At 54.0% G+C, this 16694-nt stretch carries 14 protein-coding genes; 8 read left to right on the top strand and 6 right to left on the bottom strand.

Going from position 1 to position 16694, the window contains the following annotated elements:
* Nucleotides 1-18: 18 nt before the first annotated feature.
* Nucleotides 19-1362 carry a 2-oxoadipate dioxygenase/decarboxylase HglS gene (hglS, locus tag ACUY4S_RS11805; RefSeq protein WP_312686563.1) on the bottom strand — a complete coding sequence of 448 codons (1344 nt, stop codon included), beginning with the start codon at nt 1360-1362 and terminating at the stop codon, nt 19-21.
* 300 nt (nt 1363-1662) lie between these two features.
* Between hglS and ACUY4S_RS11800 the strand changes: the two genes are divergently transcribed.
* The 4 genes from ACUY4S_RS11800 to ACUY4S_RS11785 all read left to right on the top strand — a co-directional run bounded on the left by ACUY4S_RS11800 (nt 1663) and on the right by ACUY4S_RS11785 (nt 7124).
* Nucleotides 1663-2586: a LysR substrate-binding domain-containing protein gene (locus tag ACUY4S_RS11800; protein ID WP_312686564.1), complete on the top strand. Its 924-nt coding sequence runs from the start codon at nt 1663-1665 to the stop codon at nt 2584-2586.
* A 140-nt stretch (nt 2587-2726) separates the two neighbouring features.
* Nucleotides 2727-5024 carry an FdhF/YdeP family oxidoreductase gene (locus ACUY4S_RS11795; protein ID WP_312686566.1) on the top strand — a complete coding sequence of 766 codons (2298 nt, stop codon included), beginning with the start codon at nt 2727-2729 and terminating at the stop codon, nt 5022-5024.
* Nucleotides 5025-5278: 254 nt separating this feature from the next.
* The gene (locus ACUY4S_RS11790; protein WP_458023473.1) at nt 5279-5956 is read left to right on the top strand and encodes a DUF2076 domain-containing protein; all 678 of its coding nucleotides are present in this window, start codon (nt 5279-5281) and stop codon (nt 5954-5956) included.
* 199 nt (nt 5957-6155) lie between these two features.
* Nucleotides 6156-7124, top strand: coding sequence for a DUF3829 domain-containing protein (locus tag ACUY4S_RS11785; RefSeq protein WP_312686570.1), 969 nt, complete (start codon nt 6156-6158; stop codon nt 7122-7124).
* A gap of 59 nt (nt 7125-7183) precedes the next feature.
* Here the strand turns inward: ACUY4S_RS11785 and ACUY4S_RS11780 are convergent, their stop codons facing one another.
* The 3 genes from ACUY4S_RS11780 to ACUY4S_RS11770 form a co-directional block, all read right to left on the bottom strand.
* Nucleotides 7184-8875, bottom strand: a complete 1692-nt coding sequence (locus ACUY4S_RS11780; RefSeq protein ID WP_458023472.1) for a methyl-accepting chemotaxis protein — start codon at nt 8873-8875, stop codon at nt 7184-7186.
* Nucleotides 8876-9029: 154 nt separating this feature from the next.
* A complete protein-coding gene (locus ACUY4S_RS11775) occupies nt 9030-10148 on the bottom strand; it encodes an S-(hydroxymethyl)glutathione dehydrogenase/class III alcohol dehydrogenase (protein ID WP_312686573.1) in 1119 nt (372 codons plus the stop codon).
* A 33-nt stretch (nt 10149-10181) separates the two neighbouring features.
* Nucleotides 10182-10457, bottom strand: coding sequence for a metal/formaldehyde-sensitive transcriptional repressor (locus ACUY4S_RS11770; RefSeq protein ID WP_061496064.1), 276 nt, complete (start codon nt 10455-10457; stop codon nt 10182-10184).
* A 153-nt stretch (nt 10458-10610) separates the two neighbouring features.
* On the opposite strand from ACUY4S_RS11770, the gene ACUY4S_RS11765 reads away from it, so the two are divergent.
* The 3 genes from ACUY4S_RS11765 (at nt 10611) to ACUY4S_RS11755 (ending at nt 13359) form a co-directional block, all read left to right on the top strand.
* A complete protein-coding gene (locus ACUY4S_RS11765; protein ID WP_458023471.1) occupies nt 10611-12002 on the top strand; it encodes a diguanylate cyclase in 1392 nt (463 codons plus the stop codon).
* Nucleotides 12003-12262: 260 nt separating this feature from the next.
* On the top strand, nt 12263-12601 hold the full coding sequence (locus ACUY4S_RS11760) for an anti-adapter protein iraM (protein WP_312686589.1): 339 nt from the start codon (nt 12263-12265) through the stop codon (nt 12599-12601).
* Between the two features lie 92 nt (nt 12602-12693).
* Nucleotides 12694-13359: a class I SAM-dependent methyltransferase gene (locus ACUY4S_RS11755; protein WP_312686595.1), complete on the top strand. Its 666-nt coding sequence runs from the start codon at nt 12694-12696 to the stop codon at nt 13357-13359.
* 25 nt (nt 13360-13384) lie between these two features.
* Here ACUY4S_RS11755 and ACUY4S_RS11750 read toward each other — a convergent pair whose 3' ends face one another.
* Complete coding sequence (locus ACUY4S_RS11750) at nt 13385-14710, bottom strand: MFS transporter (RefSeq protein WP_409429789.1); 1326 nt, start codon at nt 14708-14710, stop codon at nt 13385-13387.
* Between the two features lie 206 nt (nt 14711-14916).
* The gene (gene cybB / locus ACUY4S_RS11745; RefSeq protein WP_312686597.1) at nt 14917-15453 is read right to left on the bottom strand and encodes a cytochrome b561; all 537 of its coding nucleotides are present in this window, start codon (nt 15451-15453) and stop codon (nt 14917-14919) included.
* A 289-nt stretch (nt 15454-15742) separates the two neighbouring features.
* Here cybB and ACUY4S_RS11740 point away from each other — a divergent pair, with 289 nt between their 5' ends.
* Nucleotides 15743-16669, top strand: a complete 927-nt coding sequence (locus tag ACUY4S_RS11740) for an alpha/beta hydrolase (protein ID WP_312686599.1) — start codon at nt 15743-15745, stop codon at nt 16667-16669.
* Nucleotides 16670-16694: the final 25 nt, after the last annotated feature.

The following is a 16694-nucleotide window of genomic DNA, read 5'->3' as shown; positions in this document are numbered from 1 at the left end:
TCTGGCAGAGTACCTGTTTTACAGAAGTCCGCAACGGCGTTTACTGCGCTCTTCCGCTTCCTGGTAGAGGGTAAACTCATTCAGCACCGGGCAGCCGAGCGCCTCCTCAAAGGCTGTCCGGCTGGCGTTGCCGTGGCTACGCGCCTGGGTTTCATTACCGAGATTCGACTGGAAAATACCAGCAGCGCTCACGGGCAAAAAGTCCTCATAGGTAATGGGCTGCGCAACGACCCAGCCTCGTTCAATCAATGGTTGCGGATCATCACCCGCTCGGATCGCCTTGCGGTGTGCCTCTCCTGTAGGGGTAAGACGGTAGCGAAACCATGCCAGCCCCTGTTTGCGCAACAGCATTTCGCTGTCCGGCATATTTTTAAATACATTTTGCAAATGCAACTGATGCGCCAGATTGTCTTTGCCTGTTCCGGCATTGGCCAGCAGTTGATCATAGAGTGCACGGCCTTTCTCTGTCAGCGCCACACCTCGTTGTTCAATTTCACCGAAACGCGCGGTATGCGTACCCTGTTGTTCCCCGCTGAACAGGACTGGTTCATCCAGCGCTTTGAAGCTGGTCTGGCGTAGCAGGATCGGCACATCGCGGCGCGGCGGCCCTTCTATCAGGATCTTCGGTTCAATACCGTATTCCGGCATCAGCGCCTGCACGCGGTCAATATCCAGCGTGCGCGGCGTTAAGTGGTTGATATGGCAGCCAGGGAAACAGACCACATCGGCAATCAGACGGTGCTCATTATGCAGTGCCAGATAGGTTTGTTGATCCACCGTGGCATGGCGGTGCCAGCGAAACGTCTCCAGCGCCTCATTAACAAACGCCTGCGCCTGCGCGGGCGTAAATCCGCCGTTAAGCTCATGCAGTTCAATCAGTTGACGGCAAGCCGGGGTAAAAATATCGCGTTTTGCGAGGATCGCGGCCGCTTTGTTGCGCAGCGCGGGGTCGTCTATTAATTCCAGGCGCAATAACGAGGTAAATATGCGAAACGGATTACGCGACAGCGCCGCATCTTCAATCGGGCGGAAGGCCGTGGAGTGTACCGGAACCCCCGCCTGCGAGAGATCGTAATAGCTGACCGGAAACATCCCCATAATGGCGAACATGCGTCGCAACGTAGACAGCTCTTCCGCAGTGCCAACCCGAATTGCGCCGTGGCGCTCAACATTCAGGCGGCTCAGTTCGTCGGCGTTGGCCAGTTGTTCATGTAAACGGGGGTTGTTCTCCAGGACGGCCAGGTTTACGTCTGCGACCAGTTCCAGTAACGTGCCGTATTGCGGAACTTCCTGCTGGTACATGGCCGACATGGCCTGTGAAAATTGTTCCCGAATATCATCAGCCGTGATGCTGTACGCCATATTATTCTTCCTCCAGGGTTCTCTCTCTGGAGTGTAGAGAGAGAACCCTGGCCCGTGACGGGAAATTTACAAAGTGTGATCGTGGCTGAAAACGCGCACGTTTTGCGCGGGGCGAACATAACCAAAGATTATGAAACGCAATTTGCACAAAACCACACCAACCTGCTGGTTACGTCACATTGCGAAGAAAATCCGTTTGTAACTCAAAGAGATTAGATGTTAATAATAGTTTGCTATCAAGTTATCAAAATTAAACAAACTCACTTGTCACCGGCTCCGCTCAGTTTTTAACATCATCTTATGGAAAAAAACGGTCTGTTTTCACAGCGCATTCGTCTGCGCCATTTACATACATTCGTTGCCGTCGCTCAACAAGGGACGCTGGGGCGCGCGGCTGAAACCCTGAATTTGAGCCAGCCTGCCCTGTCGAAAACGCTCAATGAGCTGGAACAACTGACTGGCAAGCGCTTATTTGAGCGTGGTCGCATGGGCGCGCAGTTAACGGTCGTTGGCGAGCAATTTCTCACTCATGCGGTGCGCGTGCTGGATGCGGTGAATATTGCCGGTCAGTCGCTTAATCAAAAATTTGAGATAAAAACCGACATTATTCGCATCGGTGCGCTCCCCACGGCCGCGTTGGGTATTTTACCTGGCGTAATTGGCCAGTTGCATAAACAGCAGCCGGACCTCACCATCCAGGTCGCCACAGCGAATAACCCGATGTTACTGGCCGGGCTGAAATCGGGCGAGCTGGATCTGGGTATTGGACGCATGTCCGATCCGGAACTGATGAGCGGACTGAGCTATGAACTGTTGTTTCTGGAGTCGTTAAAGCTGGTCGTGCGCCCGGGACACCCCCTCCTGCACAGCACCGTGACCCTGAGCCGGGTACTCGAGTGGCCAGTGGTGGTGCTGCCAGAAGGCACCGTCCCGCGCCAAAACACGGAAGAGTTGCTTGCCAGCCAGAACTGTCGGTTACCGTCAGGGTGTCTCGAAACCCTTTCCGCCTCGCTTTCACGCCAGTTAACTGTCGATCACGACTATGTTTGGTTTGTCCCCTCTGGTGCTGTGAAAGACGATTTGCGCGTCGGAACCTTAGTGGCGTTACCTGTTCCGCAGCAAGGGATTGGTGATCCAATCGGCATTATTACCCGTGTCGACTCTCTGTTGCCCCCGGCAGCCCTTGCGCTGATCAGCGCGATCCGTAAAACCATGCCGGGTTAATCCCGGTGTGGCGCTCTGTGCTTTCTGTTGCGCAACAAGTAAACACGCGGTTAATTGTGTGATAAAAATAGGTTGTTGATAAAGGGTTGTTGTTACGCAACATAGACTAAAGCTGTAACAACCCGCAGCCGGAACAGCAGATGAAATTCAAAACCGCGATCAAACCCTACCACGCCGCTGCCGGTGGACTGGGCTCTCTTGAAGCGACGACTCGCTTCGTCATTGACAGCAAAAATGCCCTCAAAAATATGCGTAACCTGTTGCGCATGAATAAAGCGCGCGGCTTCGATTGCCCGGGCTGTGCCTGGGGAGACGATAACAAAAGCACCTTCAGTTTTTGCGAAAACGGCGCAAAAGCCGTGACGTGGGAAGCAACGCGCCGGCAGATTGATGCCTCGTTTTTTGCGCAACACAGCGTCAGCGCGCTCACCCGCCAGAGCGACTACTTTCTGGAGTATCAGGGCCGTCTGACAGAGCCGTTGCGTTATAACCCACAAACCGATCACTACGAACCCCTCTCCTGGGACGATGCGCTGGCGATGATCGGCGCGCACATTCAGGCGATGGCCCATCCGAACCAACTGGAACTCTATACTTCCGGGCGTGCCAGCAATGAAGCCTCTTATCTTTACCAGTTATTTGGCCGTATGGTAGGCACCAACAACTTCCCGGATTGCTCGAATATGTGCCATGAGGCCAGCGGCGCGGGGCTAAAACGCAGCATCGGCGTCGGCAAAGGCACCATCCACCTGGCCGATTTTGATAAAGCCGATGCCATTTTTGTATTTGGTCAAAACCCCGGCACCAACCATCCGCGTATGTTACACAGCCTGCGCCATGCCGCAGATCGCGGTGCGCGGATCGTGACGTTTAATACCCTGCGCGAACGCGGACTGGAACGTTTTGCCGATCCGCAAAAACCGCTGGAGGTAGTTACTCCGCTGGCAGGTACCATCAGTTCCTCGTATTACCAACCTAACCTTGGCGGTGATATGGCCGCCGTGCGCGGCATTGCCAAAGCGTTACTGGAAACCCAGCGTCAGCGTCTTGCTGCCGGTGAGGCAGGAATTTTCGATGACGCGTTTATCGCTCAGCATACCCAGGGCATTGCGGCATGGTTTGCGCAAATTGATGCTACCGACTGGAAGATCATTGAACAACAGTCCGGCTTAAGCCAGCAGCAACTGCGTGAGGCCGCTGCCATCTGGCAAGAGGCTGAACGGGTGATTTGCACCTGGGCGATGGGCATTACACAGCATAAACATTCGCTGGATACGGTGCGTGAAATCACTAACCTGCAACTCTTAGGCGGCCACCTGGGAAAACCGGGTGCAGGGTTATGCCCGGTGCGCGGGCACAGTAATGTACAGGGCAACCGCACGATGGGGATCGATGAAAAACCGTCGGCATCCCTGCTCGACAGCCTTGCCCGCCACTTTAATTTTGAACCGCCGCGCGAGCCCGGGCACCATACCGTGCAGGCGATTCAGGCGATGCTGCGCGATGAAGTGAAAGTCCTGATTGCCCTGGGCGGCAACCTCGCTGCCGCCGCGCCGGATACGCCGCTGACTTGCGAAGCATTACGTCGGTGCGGGTTAACGGTCTACATCAGTACCAAACTGAATCGCAGCCATTTGATGCCAGGCAAAGCGTCACTGATTTTGCCCACGCTGGGGCGAACTGAAGAAGACATCCAGGCCAGCGGTCGTCAGTTCGTGACGGTTGAGGACTCCTTTAGCATGGTGCATGCCTCAGAGGGCATTGGTAAACCCCTTGCGGTCACGCAGCGTTCAGAAACGGCGATTGTTGCCGGTATCGCCCACGCCACGCTGGGCAACAAGCAGCTCGACTGGCTGGCGCTGGCAGAGGATTATAATCTGATCCGCGATCATATCGCCGCGACTCTGCCGGGTTTTCAGAATTTTAATCAACGCTGCGAAGAGCCTGGAGGGTTCTGGCTTGGTAACGCCGCCGCCGAAGGACGTTTTAACACGCCGTCCGGAAAGGCGGAATTCAGCGCGGCGCCCCTGCCGCAGGCGGTATGCGCGGAAACAGACGCACCGTTTGTGTTGCAGACTCTGCGTTCGCACGATCAGTACAACACCACGATTTACGGGCTTGACGATCGTTATCGCGGGGTTTACGGGCAGCGCGATGTGCTGTTTATGCACCCTGACGATATTCAGGCCCTGGGGTTAGAAGACGGCGATCGCGTAGATATCGAAACGCCGTCTGACGATGGGGTACGACGTCGGGTCGAGAATTTCCGCCTTGTTGCTTACAACATTCCGCGCGGTAATCTGGCGGCCTATTACCCCGAAACCAACCCGCTGGTTCCTCTCACCCGGTTTGGTGACGGTACCGGTACGCCGACGTCCAAATCCATCCCGGTAACAGTTACCCCATCGCAATCCCGCGACACCCGGCGTATTGCATGACCTTTGCGCCCGCGCCCTGCGGGCGTTCTCACTGAATGCGCTCTCCCCCTTAACCATTACGCGAAAGGCTGTGACAGATTCACCCGGGGATTAGCGGGTAAACCGTCACCCGCTGTTAGCGCCAGGCCCGCCAGGTCGGTTTTTTTTGCACTACGCTGCAACCAATCTTAAACAAACATTTCACTCGCCAGACACTGGCTTACGGCGCTGATAAACTCATAGTGTCTCCTTAGCGCAACCTGAAGGTTATCGCCATGCAATATGAAGAACAGCAGCTTATCGACGGGCTTTTTCAGCGCCTGAAACAGACTGAGCAGCAGCACGGTCAACGCGATGCTGACGCCGAACGGCAAATTGCGGAATTTGTTAAGCAGCAACCTGCTGCGCCTTACTATATGGCGCAGTCAATTTTGATTCAGGAAGCCGCATTAAAACGCATGCAGAGTCGCGTCCAGGAACTGGAGAACGAACTCGCAGCCGAAAAACACAAGCAATCCTCCGGCGGCGGCAGCTTCCTGGGCGGTCTGTTTGGCGGTAATAAAAGCCAGGCCCAGCAGACGGATAATGGCTGGAATACAGCACAGCAGCCACCTCAGGATTATGCACGCCAGGCATCGGCACCCGCTCCGTCACGCGGCGGCGGTTTTATGGCCGGAGCATTGCAAACTGCGGCAGGTGTTGCGGGCGGTGTGGTAATGGCCGACATGCTGACCAGCATGTTCCACCACTCTCGCCCGGAAGAAATCGTTAACATTATTGAGGAGCCCGTGGTGCCGACAGGCGGTGTGCCGTATGGCGCAGATCAAAATGGCGGATTTAATGACGTGTCTGACAGCCATTTCCTCGACCAGGATGATCCCTACCAGAGCGATAACGGCACGGACAATTACGATGACAATGACTTTGGCAGTGATGACGACAGTTTTATCTGACCTGCTTACACACTGAAAACAGCCCGGTAGCATGCGGCCGCCGGGTTAGCTCTCCCTCTGCATTACACTCGCCCCACCTCCCTACCAATTCAGGTGGCTTTGTCCATAAGCGATTTTTTTTGGTGCTACCCTGTCAGCCGCTCGCTGCGTGCAGTGAGAATACGATGCTAATGGTTATGTTTTGGACAAGGAGAATGGGATGTTCACGAAAAATATCGTGCGCTCGCTAGCGGTGGCGGCGTGCTTGTTTGCGTTGATGGGTTGCGATGATAAAAAGAGCGACCAGGCGCAGGAGTCACAGGTTTCTGCCGAACAGGCTGAACAGGCCGAAGTGCTGAAATACAATGAGTACATCGCAGCGGCGAATATGTCTTCAACCACCTACGCCGATCAACTTGCGCAGTTCCGTGAAGAAGTTAAACCGGCGCTTGCTCGTAAGAAAAGCATTGATCGCCTTTATTTCAACGCCCCGAACCCGCAGGGATTGATCAATGTTAAAGAGAGCCTGGATAAAGCGCTCGCCATGAAACCAGACATGCCTGTTCTGGATGAACCGGCACGCGCTTACCGCGATGCGGTCGAAAAAATTCAGGCAGTCAACACCGATATGGTGAGCTACATCAACGCCAAAACCTATACCAGCGATCAAGGCGCGCACGGCCGTGAGATCCAGAATGATTTTGAGGCTCGCCTGCAAGCCCTGGTGACAGCCCACGAGGCGTTCCTGCAAAGCATCAAAGCGCAGGACACCGCACGCGTGAAGGCTGCTTTCGAAAAAGCGGAGAAAGGCACGCGCGAGTATTATCACGCGGGCATGATCTATTACCTGAAACAGAGTGTTGAAGCCGCACACAATATTGATGAGAACACCACACTGGGTGATAAAACCGAGGCGTTTAAAACCTCACTCGATCAGTTCAATGCCATGGCGCTGGGATATGACGCCAAAGTGCGCGAATTCAACAAAACGGGCTGCCCGACCATCATGAGCGCTGCGAACAATTATCTGGGTGCGGCACGTACTGTGCTGCAACGCAGTAATGACGGTACCTATGAAAAAGAAGCGCAGCGCAAAAACGGCTCGCGCATGATGCACGAATGGGACGTGAGAGAGATATATAACAACTATAAAAACGTCATCGAAACCTTGAACTACAACCGTTGTTAACGGCTTTACGCTTAACGCGTGTCATAAAAAAGGCCTGAATATTCAGGCCTTTTTCTTTATCAGAAGGTTTCCCAGTTTTCGCCATCCGCCAGCGCTGGTCGCTGCGGTTTAAAGGCTTTTGGCGTTGGCGTTGACGCGCTTTGGCGTTGCGGTGTAGCACCTGTCAGGCGGAATGCGCCAACCGCTTGCGTCAGGCGCGCAGCCTGCTCTTCCAGCGATGCTGCTGCCGCGCTGGCTTCTTCCACCAGGGAGGCGTTCTGCTGTGTAACGTTATCCATTTCGGTGATCGCCTGGCTGACCTGTGTGATGCCTTTGCTCTGCTCGTCAGACGCAGCGGCAATTTCCAGCATAATATCGGTCACGCGTTTCACGGCGGTCACGATGTCATCCATGGTTTCACCGGCGGAAACCACTTCGCCGGAACCACGTTCAATCAGGCTAACGGATTCGCTGATCAGCGCTTCGATCTCTTTCGCTGCCTGCGCACTGCGGCTTGCCAGCGTACGCACTTCACTGGCCACTACGGCAAAGCCGCGCCCCTGCTCGCCGGCACGTGCCGCTTCCACGGCGGCGTTCAGCGCAAGGATGTTGGTCTGGAACGCGATACTGTTGATCACAGCAGTGATTTCAGAAATTTTGCGGGAACTGGACGTGATATTGCCCATGGTCTGGACCACGCCGGAGACAATCTGCCCGCCTTTGGTGGCTTTACCGGACGCATCGCGCGCCAGGCTGCTGGCATGATGCGCGTTATCGGCGTTCTGTTTCACGGTTGCGGTCAGTTGCTCCATGCTGGCAGCCGTTTCTTCAATCGCTGCCGCCTGCTGCTCGGTACGGGAAGAGAGATCGGTGTTACCGGCAGAGATTTCGCTGGTTCCGCGATAGATCTCTTCCGCCCCCTGACGAACGGTGGCAACGGTAGTCACCAGCGAGTGCTGCATGGCTTGCAAATCGCTGCTCAGACGACCAATTTCGCTGCGGCCTGCCACTTCATCCGGAACGGTTAAATCGCCAGAGGCGATACGGGCAATACGCTGTGCAGCGCGTTGCAGCGGGTTAATCACCACACTCCGCAGAACGGTAAAGGTGATCACCGTGAGCACCAGCGCAAACGCAAAGGCTGCAGCCATAAACATCAGCCCCAGCTGCGTGCGGCTATGCGCTTCTTCGGTTAAATGCTGGGCACGTTCAGTACGGATCTGAATCGCTTTCAGCAGCACTTCGTTGTAAGTATTGTCGAGCACACGTGCCTGCTCGCTCTCGTGGTTAATAATGGCTTCGAACATGCCGTTTTTGGCATATTTCAACATGGGTTTCATGCCCGCGATGTAGGCATTAAAGCGAGTGGTTAAATCCTCATCCAGCGCCAGATCTGCCGGGGTTTTTACCGGGCGATCCATATATTGTTTAAAGCTATCCTGCGACTGACTGATACGTTTTTCAGCATCCGCCACGTTCTTTTTCATATCATCCATTTCGGCGATGCGGCTGGCGGCACCGGCGTGGATCAAATTGAGTCGGGCAATACGTAAGTTGTTAGAACTGTTAGACAGCCCCATGCGCACCTGGATTTCCTGCGTAACATCCTGTTGGTCGCGATCGGCTTGCATCAGGAAGTAACCGGCCAGACCGGAACTTAATGCAAATAACACTAAGATGCCGCCGAGAATAGAAGAAAAGAGGGGAACCAGGCGAATATTGTGCATAAATCCAATGCCTTGTGTTTTTTGCATCACTGCTTTGTTATCCATGGCTATCGACTCTCATATTTGTCTGAAACGTACAACAGGAATGATATATAGGCATCGGCAATAATTGGATTATTCTTATGGCAAAAAGCGCAACAGCCGTCACAGTTTTGGAGATTGGTAGCGCCAGCGGTTGCACCGCTGGCGTGAGGCAGGATTAGTTATCGCCGAAATGGATAACGGTACGGATAGATTTCCCTTCGTGCATCAAATCGAAGGCTTCGTTGATCTGCTCAAGCGGCATACGGTGCGTGATAAAAGGATCAAGGCGGATTTTGCCCGCCATGGCCTCTTCGACCATACCCGGCAACTGGCTACGCCCTTTAACACCACCGAAGGCAGAACCGCGCCAGACGCGCCCCGTAACCAGCTGGAATGGACGGGTGCTGATCTCCTGGCCTGCGCCCGCAACACCGATAATCACACTTTCACCCCATCCTTTATGGCAGCACTCCAGCGCCGCACGCATCACATTCACGTTACCGATGCACTCAAAGCTGAAGTCCACACCGCCGTCCGTCATTTCGACAATCACGTCCTGAATCGGGCGGGCATGATCTTTCGGGTTAATAAAGTCCGTCGCGCCCATCTCTTTTGCCAGCGTGAATTTATCCGGGTTGGTATCGATAGCGATAATGCGCCCGGCTTTTGCCTGCACCGCACCCTGAATAGCGGCCAGCCCAATGCCACCAAGACCGAAGATGGCCACGGTGTCGCCCGCTTTAACTTTTGCCGTGTTATGAACCGCACCGATACCGGTCGTGACGCCGCATCCCAGCAGGCAAACTTTGTCCAGCGGGGCTTTCTCGTTCACTTTTGCCAGAGAGATTTCAGCGCAGACGGTGTATTCACTGAACGTACTGGTGCCCATATAGTGGAAAATCGGCTCGCCGTTGTACGAGAAACGGGTGGTGCCGTCCGGCATCAGACCTTTGCCCTGGGTTGCACGTACCGCCTGGCAAAGGTTAGTTTTGCCGGATTTACAGAACTTACATTCGCCGCATTCTGCGGTATAGAGGGGAATAACATGGTCGCCGGGTTTCAAACTGGTGACACCCTCGCCCACTTCCACAACAATGCCGCCGCCTTCATGACCCAGCACAGCCGGAAACACGCCTTCTGGATCGTCGCCCGACAGTGTAAAGGCGTCGGTATGGCAGACACCGGTATGGGTAATGCGCACTAATACCTCGCCTTTTTTCGGCGGTGCGACATCAATTTCGACAATTTTAAGCGGTTGACCCGGGCCGAACGCGACAGCTGCACGTGATTTCATAAGTCTGTTCCTTTTTTGTGAGTACTTTGATGCTTATTTTAGATAAGAGCGCAAAAGATGACCGACTTCCGCCATGCGCACCGCGCGTTGATCGGCAGTGGTATCGCCAGCGACCAGTTCATCTTTAAGGTGGATTTCCACCATCTCGCCCATCAGGCCATTGGCCGCACCACGGATGGCGGCAATTTGCTGCAAAATGGCGATGCAGGGCTCGCCGCTTTCCAACGCGCGCTCCAGGGCATCGACCTGTCCACGGATGCGACGTACCCGTGTCAACGCACGCTTTTTATCTTCAGGTGAATGTGGCATTTGACCTCCTGCATACTATAGGGGGGTATACTACAGGTGCTTACAATAGGTTGTAAACCGTATCTTTTGCCGGGGTATTGTTTTGCTTGACCTTGCCCCGGCGGCTCGTACTATCGTCGCAAAACATCATCAAAATTAATGGTTGGCATTTACATGGAACAGGTTGGAACCGGTGGTCTCGCTTTGCTGCTCGCCGAGTGGCAGTGCTTGTTGCGCCAGACATCGCCCCAGACGCATGAGACGCTCAATGCGCTAACCGATGACGAGATCCGCCATCTGGTGAGCACGTTTTATGACTACATGCTTTCACATCACGAAAGTGAATTGTTCCTCAATACTGAACAGGTGAACACCCGGCTCAGCCACAGCATGTTTCACTGGTTACGGAGTGTGCTGGGCAGTGCGCAGCAGGATTTGCAACCGTTGCTCGAAAAACAGCGCGAAATTGGCATCGTTCATGCGCGAATTGGCCTGCCAATTGATCTCGTCGCACGCGGCGCGCGGAAACTAAAAAATGAGCTGTATACGTTGTTGCAGGGGAAAGAGCACCTCCCCGCCCCACTGCTTAGCGAGATCATCTGTTTCAGCGGCCTGGCAATGGATACAGCCATTGAAGCGATGACTGTTTCGTACTCGCCCACCTATCAAAACGCAATGCAAACGCAGGAACAGTATCGTCTGTTATCGATATACGATGACGTCAATGTGGAGCGGGAACGGCAAATCACCGCGCTGACGACCTGGGAAAACCAATTTATCTATAACATCGCCACCGGGTTGCCGGCCGCCGATCTGATCTTCCTGTCGAAATCGGAATTTGGTATGTGGTTTGCGCATAAAGGTAAACATCTGTTGGGTAACCCGCACATGCTGGCCAATATGGATACGCTGGTCCAGCAGGCGGATCAGCATATTACCCAGGCGCTGGCCAATGAAACGCAGCCTGAGATGGCGTCCCGCATGGCTGTGCTGCAAGCCATACGGCAACTCGCCGGGCAGATCCATCGTCTGCTGGCTTCCATGTTTGACGCGCTGGTTCAGCTTGAGAATGGCAAAGATCCGCTGACCCAACTGCTTAATCGCCGCTTTATTCCTACTATTATGCGCCGGGAAATCTCACTGGCGTTGAATGTACGTAAGCCGTTTATTCTGGCGATGCTGGACATCGATCATTTTAAGAAAATCAACGACCACTATGGTCATCACGCCGGGGATAGTACGCTCAAGACCGTGGCGGCAGTCATTTATGATCATTTTCGCAGCAGCGATTATGTGTTCCGGTATGGTGGTGAGGAGTTTATGGTGCTGCTGGTCGAGTCCGACCTTGTTCAGGCCACAATAATCCTCGAAGCGTTAAGGAAGAAAATTGCCGCATTGACTATTGAGGCTTCGCCGGAACAGCACTTTGCCATCACTGTGAGCATCGGTCTGGCAGAATTTGATTACCATCCGGATTACCAGCGGTTAATTGATCAGGCAGATCGCGCATTATATGCTGCAAAAAGAAATGGCCGAAATCGTCTGGAAACGGGTCAGAACCCTTAGTCACCAAGGCCCGGCGTGTTTGTCGGGCAGTAAAGCGTTTAATATGGTTGGAATGTAGGATATATATTCGACACGGCAACTTTTTCCTCTGTATATTATCTCCGCATACTTGTTGCATATCAATTTATAGAGTAAATTTTTATAAATATATCGCCACTTAACCCATGAAAATTAAATTATATTATTTTGCTTAGGCGCAATTTTATTTATTTGTTAAGCTTTTTCTAAACAAGGAAAAGCGTGCAGAGCAAGGAGATTGTATGCGCTGGAATATAACCGATATGTTAGTATCCCCTTCCACCGGCACCGCTTTTGCCGTCGCGCGGAGCGCGGCTGAGCAGGAGATCATCCTGTGGTATAAAGGGGATTATTTTCTGCGTCCTGACGATACACTCCACATTACCCGTGAGGGGCATGTTATCGATGAAAAAGAGCGGAAGCTTACCCTTATTCATGCCTTGCCCTATTTCCCGACGCTGTGGCGAACCATTAAAAAAAGCACAGCCTGCCCCGGCAATGATAATGTTTCTTTAAGAAATTGTGAAAAACCAGAATGTGTATTTGAGCTGTGTCCGTACGGCATTAAAATGATTTCATGAGTTAATATCACCCTGCGAATATTATTACCGTTTTTTCCGCGCAACGAAATAAAAGCTGCAGTAAAGTGACGTTTTTAGGTTAAGGAAAAGCCATGGAAACCTACGATCAGATCTACCAACAATTACGCGCCAGCGGCGAACCGGCCTGGACCGGCAGCGGCTATTTACGCGCCTGGAGCAAACTTAGCGTTATTCTCGACACGCTGGCGAGCGCGGATCATCTCCCTGCGCCGGGCAGTCATATCCTGGAGTTGGGTTGTGGTAACGGGGCAATGGCCGCGCTGTGGTTTGCCCGTCGTGGTTACCGGGTGACAGGGGTTGATATCTCCCCAACGGCGATCGACTGGGCACGCGAGAATTTTGCCCGCCAGGGGCTGAGCGGGGATTTTCAGCCTGGCAATGTTTGCTCGCTGGAGGGTCTGGCAGCAGGCTTTGACCTGATTTTCGACGGCAGTTGCCTGCACTGCCTGATTGGCGAACAGCGTATGCAAGCCTGGCGCGAAATAGCGCGTCTGCTTAAGCCCGGCGGCCGCTTCGTGTTAAGCAGCATGTGCGGCGAGCCGCAACAGGAAGAGGATCGTCAACATTACGACGCGCAACAGCATCTGCTCTATCGTGATGGCCAACCCTGGCGCACGCTGATGCCGTTGGAGTTATTGCGTGATGAGATCACCCATGCCGGGTTTTGCATTCAACACCAGCAGGTCAGTCACAATCCCTGGTGGGATCACGCCACGCTCTGTGTCACAGCCCGGTAGCCAGCCACCGGGCCATTCATTGCGTTTAGCGTTTGAGAGGTTTACCTGCGGTTTCCCGGGCACGCAACACCGTCAGGAAGGTGATCAGTGCAGCCCCCATCACATAATACGCCGGAGAGAATTTGTCGCCGGTGTTGGTGATAAGCCACACCGAAAACCAGGGGGTAATGCCGCCAAAGAATGCCACGGCGAAGTTATAGGCTATCGACAACCCGCCATAGCGCACGCTGGTTGGGAACAGCTCCGCCATTGCTGCGGTGCAGGCGCCATCAAAGGCCGCGATAAACGCGCCAAGCATCACCATCGCCAGTACGGCAGAGGTCACATCGCCATTGGCCATCACCATCATCGCCGGGTAACTCAGCAGGATGAAACCGGCGCATCCGGCCAGCATGAGCGGTTTTCGACCGTATTTGTCAGATAATAACCCCATAAACGGCACCAGTACCGCGACCGAAAACAGCCCGATCGTGGTAATGGCGTACGCATTTAATTTGGAAAAATGCAGTTCAGTGGCGAGATAACTGGGCATAAAGGTTTGCAGGATCCAGTGCCCGACCGCTTTGATTACCACAAACCCGACGCAGAATAATAGCGCGCCCCAGGCGGTGGTCACGGCCTTACGTAACGGCGCCTTTTCGGTTTGCCCGTTCTTCATGGCATCAATAAATTCCGGGGAATCCTCAAGGTGCTGCCGCAGATATAAACCCACCCAGCCGAGCGGCCCGGCAATTAAAAACGGAATACGCCAGCCCCAGTCATTCATGGCGCTCTCACCGAGCGTGGCGGTGAGCAAAAACACCAGCCCGGAGCCGACCACAAACGCCATAAAACCAAAGTTATCTATCCAGCAGGTAAAATAACCCCGTCGCTCCACAGGTGCATATTCCGCCAGATAGGTCGTCGCCCCGGAGCTTTCCCCTCCGGCGGCAAAACCTTGTACCAGGCGCGTAATGACCAGTAATACCGTGGCGGTAATACCAATCTGGTGATACGTCGGTAGCAGTCCCATCACAAATGTCGCGCCGGAGGTCAGTAAAATCACCGTCGCCAGTACTTTCTGCCGCCCTTTTCGGTCGCCCAGCGACCCGAAGAACAGCCCGCCCAACGGACGCATCACAAAGCCTGCGCCAAAAACAGCAAACGACGACAGCAACGCCACGCTGGGGTTGCCCGCCTGGAAAAATTGCAGGCCGATAATGGCGGCAAGCGTACCGTACAGACCAAAGTCAAACCATTCGACAAAATGGCCGATCCCGGTTGCGAGCAGCACTTTGCGTAACTTACGCGATCCGGCGGCCTGATCCTGCGTTGCCATCCGGTCGAGAGATTCCTGTACTGGCTGTGTCATTTCCCCTCTCCATTCGCTGGTGTTTCTATAATAGATATACTATCTACACCGCTTGTACGAATTCAGCCCAGCACAGATGGCGTAAAATGTGATTTCCGCCCTGCTTTTCCGCCGTAAAAACCAGACCTGATCACATTTTAGCCGCGCAGAAAACACAAAGCCCCGCGATATCGCGGGGCCACAAGGCAGCTCATACCGTTAATGGATCACTGCAGGTCGCGTTTTTTTGGCATCATGCGCAGCAGTGTATTGTCTTTAAACACATAGTGATGCGCCAGCGCTGCTGCTGCATGCAGGGCAATTAAGAAATAGCCCAGATTCGCCAGAAACTCGTGATAGCCCTTAAGCGTATCGACAAGGTCGAAGTTAGCTTCTGCTGCATGAGGCATGACCACGCCAAAGGCAACCCACGGGCCGCCCCGGTTATACATCATCAATAAACCAATGATCGGCAAAGCGATAAACAGCAGATAAATCATCAAATGACCAAGATGCGACAGGCCAGTCAGCATTGGGGAGGGTTTGGGTACAATCGGCGGCGCGGGTCTTTTCAGCCGCACCAGCAGGCGTGTCACCATTAATACCAGCACAGAAATACCGCACGATACGTGGACAACATTAAAATAAGGGCGATAGCTTCGTGGCGCAAACCCACGAAACTCCATGGCGCAATAGGCCGTAACAACCAGCAGGAAAACCAGCCAGTGAATGGCTATTTGTAACCCGGAATAGCGACTACGCATTGTAAAAACCCCGACAGGATAGACCGACCCTCAACATACCTGGCTTTCCTTAAAAATTCATTAACTTTCCCTTCAAACTTTCAGTCACTTATCGTTACAATCCGCTGAATTCTCGCTTCGCCTCCGGCTTGGGAAACGCCCTGCTTTTACTCGTCTACTTTCTCGTACATCCCCCTACTAATCCAGGTAGGATCACCCGTGAATGGCGCACGATTTGATCGGCGCGTCACACAACGGGCCCGCAATCCGCCTATGCTATAACTCAAATTTTTATGAAAGGAGTAATGGCGTGAGAAATATGAGTCGGGAAGATTTGCTAACGTTGATGGATGTCGCCGTTCAGCACGCCAGCACCTTCCCTGTCTGGCCGCAGGGTGAAGCGCCTGGCGCCCAGGTTAGCCCGGTGCGTTTTCAGCTGGAAGAGAACCACACCGGCCCGACAAAATTTGATCGTTCTGTGACAGGCGTTCGCGCCCCGGAAATCACCGTTTACGCCCCGCAAAACCCCAACGGGGTAGGTATGCTGGTCACGCCTGGCGGCTCCTACCGCCGCGTAGTGCTGGATAAAGAAGGTAGTGCGCTGGCCTCCTGTTTCAATGCCAAGGGTTATACCCTGTTCGTGATGACCTACCGTCTGCCCGGCGATGGCCACGCTGAAGGGGCCGACGCGCCGCTGGCGGATGTGCAGCGGGCAATGCGCACGCTTCGCGCCCGCGCGGCGGAATGGCGTATTGATCCGGCGCGTATCGGTGTGATGGGATTTTCTGCTGGCGGGCATGTGGCGGCCAGTCTTGGCACCCGCTATAACGAAACGGTTTATTCCCCGCAGGACAGTATTGATGAGTATGACGCACGCCCGGCATTCATGGCACTTGTTTACCCGGTGATCACCATGCACCAAGAGATTGACCATCCCATGTCGCGCCAGCAATTAATTGGCGACACTCCCAGCGAGGCACAGATCCGCCACTATTCGGCGGAAGAGCGCGTTGACGCACAAACCCCACCAACATTCTTACTGCATGCAGTGGACGATCCGGCCGTCAAAGTCGAAAACAGTCTGGTGATGTTTTCTGCCCTGCGCCGCCTTGGCGTGCCCGTTGAAATGCATTTGTTTGAACAGGGTGCTCACGGTTTTGGCATCCGCGATGCGTTAGGTCTGCCCGCAGCAGTCTGGCCGGAACTGATGATGGCGTGGATAGCCACAAAAGTGTGACACGCGCCCCCGCGCAAGGCGGGGG

The organism is Kosakonia beeri, from assembly GCF_054165705.1.
The sequence above is the reverse complement of the archived record's forward strand: the minus strand, read 5'-3'. Positions and strand labels throughout refer to the sequence as shown.

What these genes read in the sequence shown, in the direction of transcription:
- ACUY4S_RS11785 (WP_312686570.1), top strand. Translation starts at nt 6,156, where the DNA reads ATGTTCACGAAAAATATCGTGCGCTCGCTAGCGGTGGCGGCGTGCTTG.
- cybB (WP_312686597.1), bottom strand. Translation starts at nt 15,453, where the DNA reads ATGCGTAGTCGCTATTCCGGGTTACAAATAGCCATTCACTGGCTGGTT.
- ACUY4S_RS11760 (WP_312686589.1), top strand. Translation starts at nt 12,263, where the DNA reads ATGCGCTGGAATATAACCGATATGTTAGTATCCCCTTCCACCGGCACC.
- ACUY4S_RS11750 (WP_409429789.1), bottom strand. Translation starts at nt 14,710, where the DNA reads ATGACACAGCCAGTACAGGAATCTCTCGACCGGATGGCAACGCAGGAT.
- ACUY4S_RS11780 (WP_458023472.1), bottom strand. Translation starts at nt 8,875, where the DNA reads ATGGATAACAAAGCAGTGATGCAAAAAACACAAGGCATTGGATTTATG.
- ACUY4S_RS11800 (WP_312686564.1), top strand. Translation starts at nt 1,663, where the DNA reads ATGGAAAAAAACGGTCTGTTTTCACAGCGCATTCGTCTGCGCCATTTA.
- ACUY4S_RS11795 (WP_312686566.1), top strand. Translation starts at nt 2,727, where the DNA reads ATGAAATTCAAAACCGCGATCAAACCCTACCACGCCGCTGCCGGTGGA.
- ACUY4S_RS11765 (WP_458023471.1), top strand. Translation starts at nt 10,611, where the DNA reads ATGGAACAGGTTGGAACCGGTGGTCTCGCTTTGCTGCTCGCCGAGTGG.
- ACUY4S_RS11790 (WP_458023473.1), top strand. Translation starts at nt 5,279, where the DNA reads ATGCAATATGAAGAACAGCAGCTTATCGACGGGCTTTTTCAGCGCCTG.
- ACUY4S_RS11755 (WP_312686595.1), top strand. Translation starts at nt 12,694, where the DNA reads ATGGAAACCTACGATCAGATCTACCAACAATTACGCGCCAGCGGCGAA.
- hglS (WP_312686563.1), bottom strand. Translation starts at nt 1,362, where the DNA reads ATGGCGTACAGCATCACGGCTGATGATATTCGGGAACAATTTTCACAG.
- ACUY4S_RS11770 (WP_061496064.1), bottom strand. Translation starts at nt 10,457, where the DNA reads ATGCCACATTCACCTGAAGATAAAAAGCGTGCGTTGACACGGGTACGT.
- ACUY4S_RS11775 (WP_312686573.1), bottom strand. Translation starts at nt 10,148, where the DNA reads ATGAAATCACGTGCAGCTGTCGCGTTCGGCCCGGGTCAACCGCTTAAA.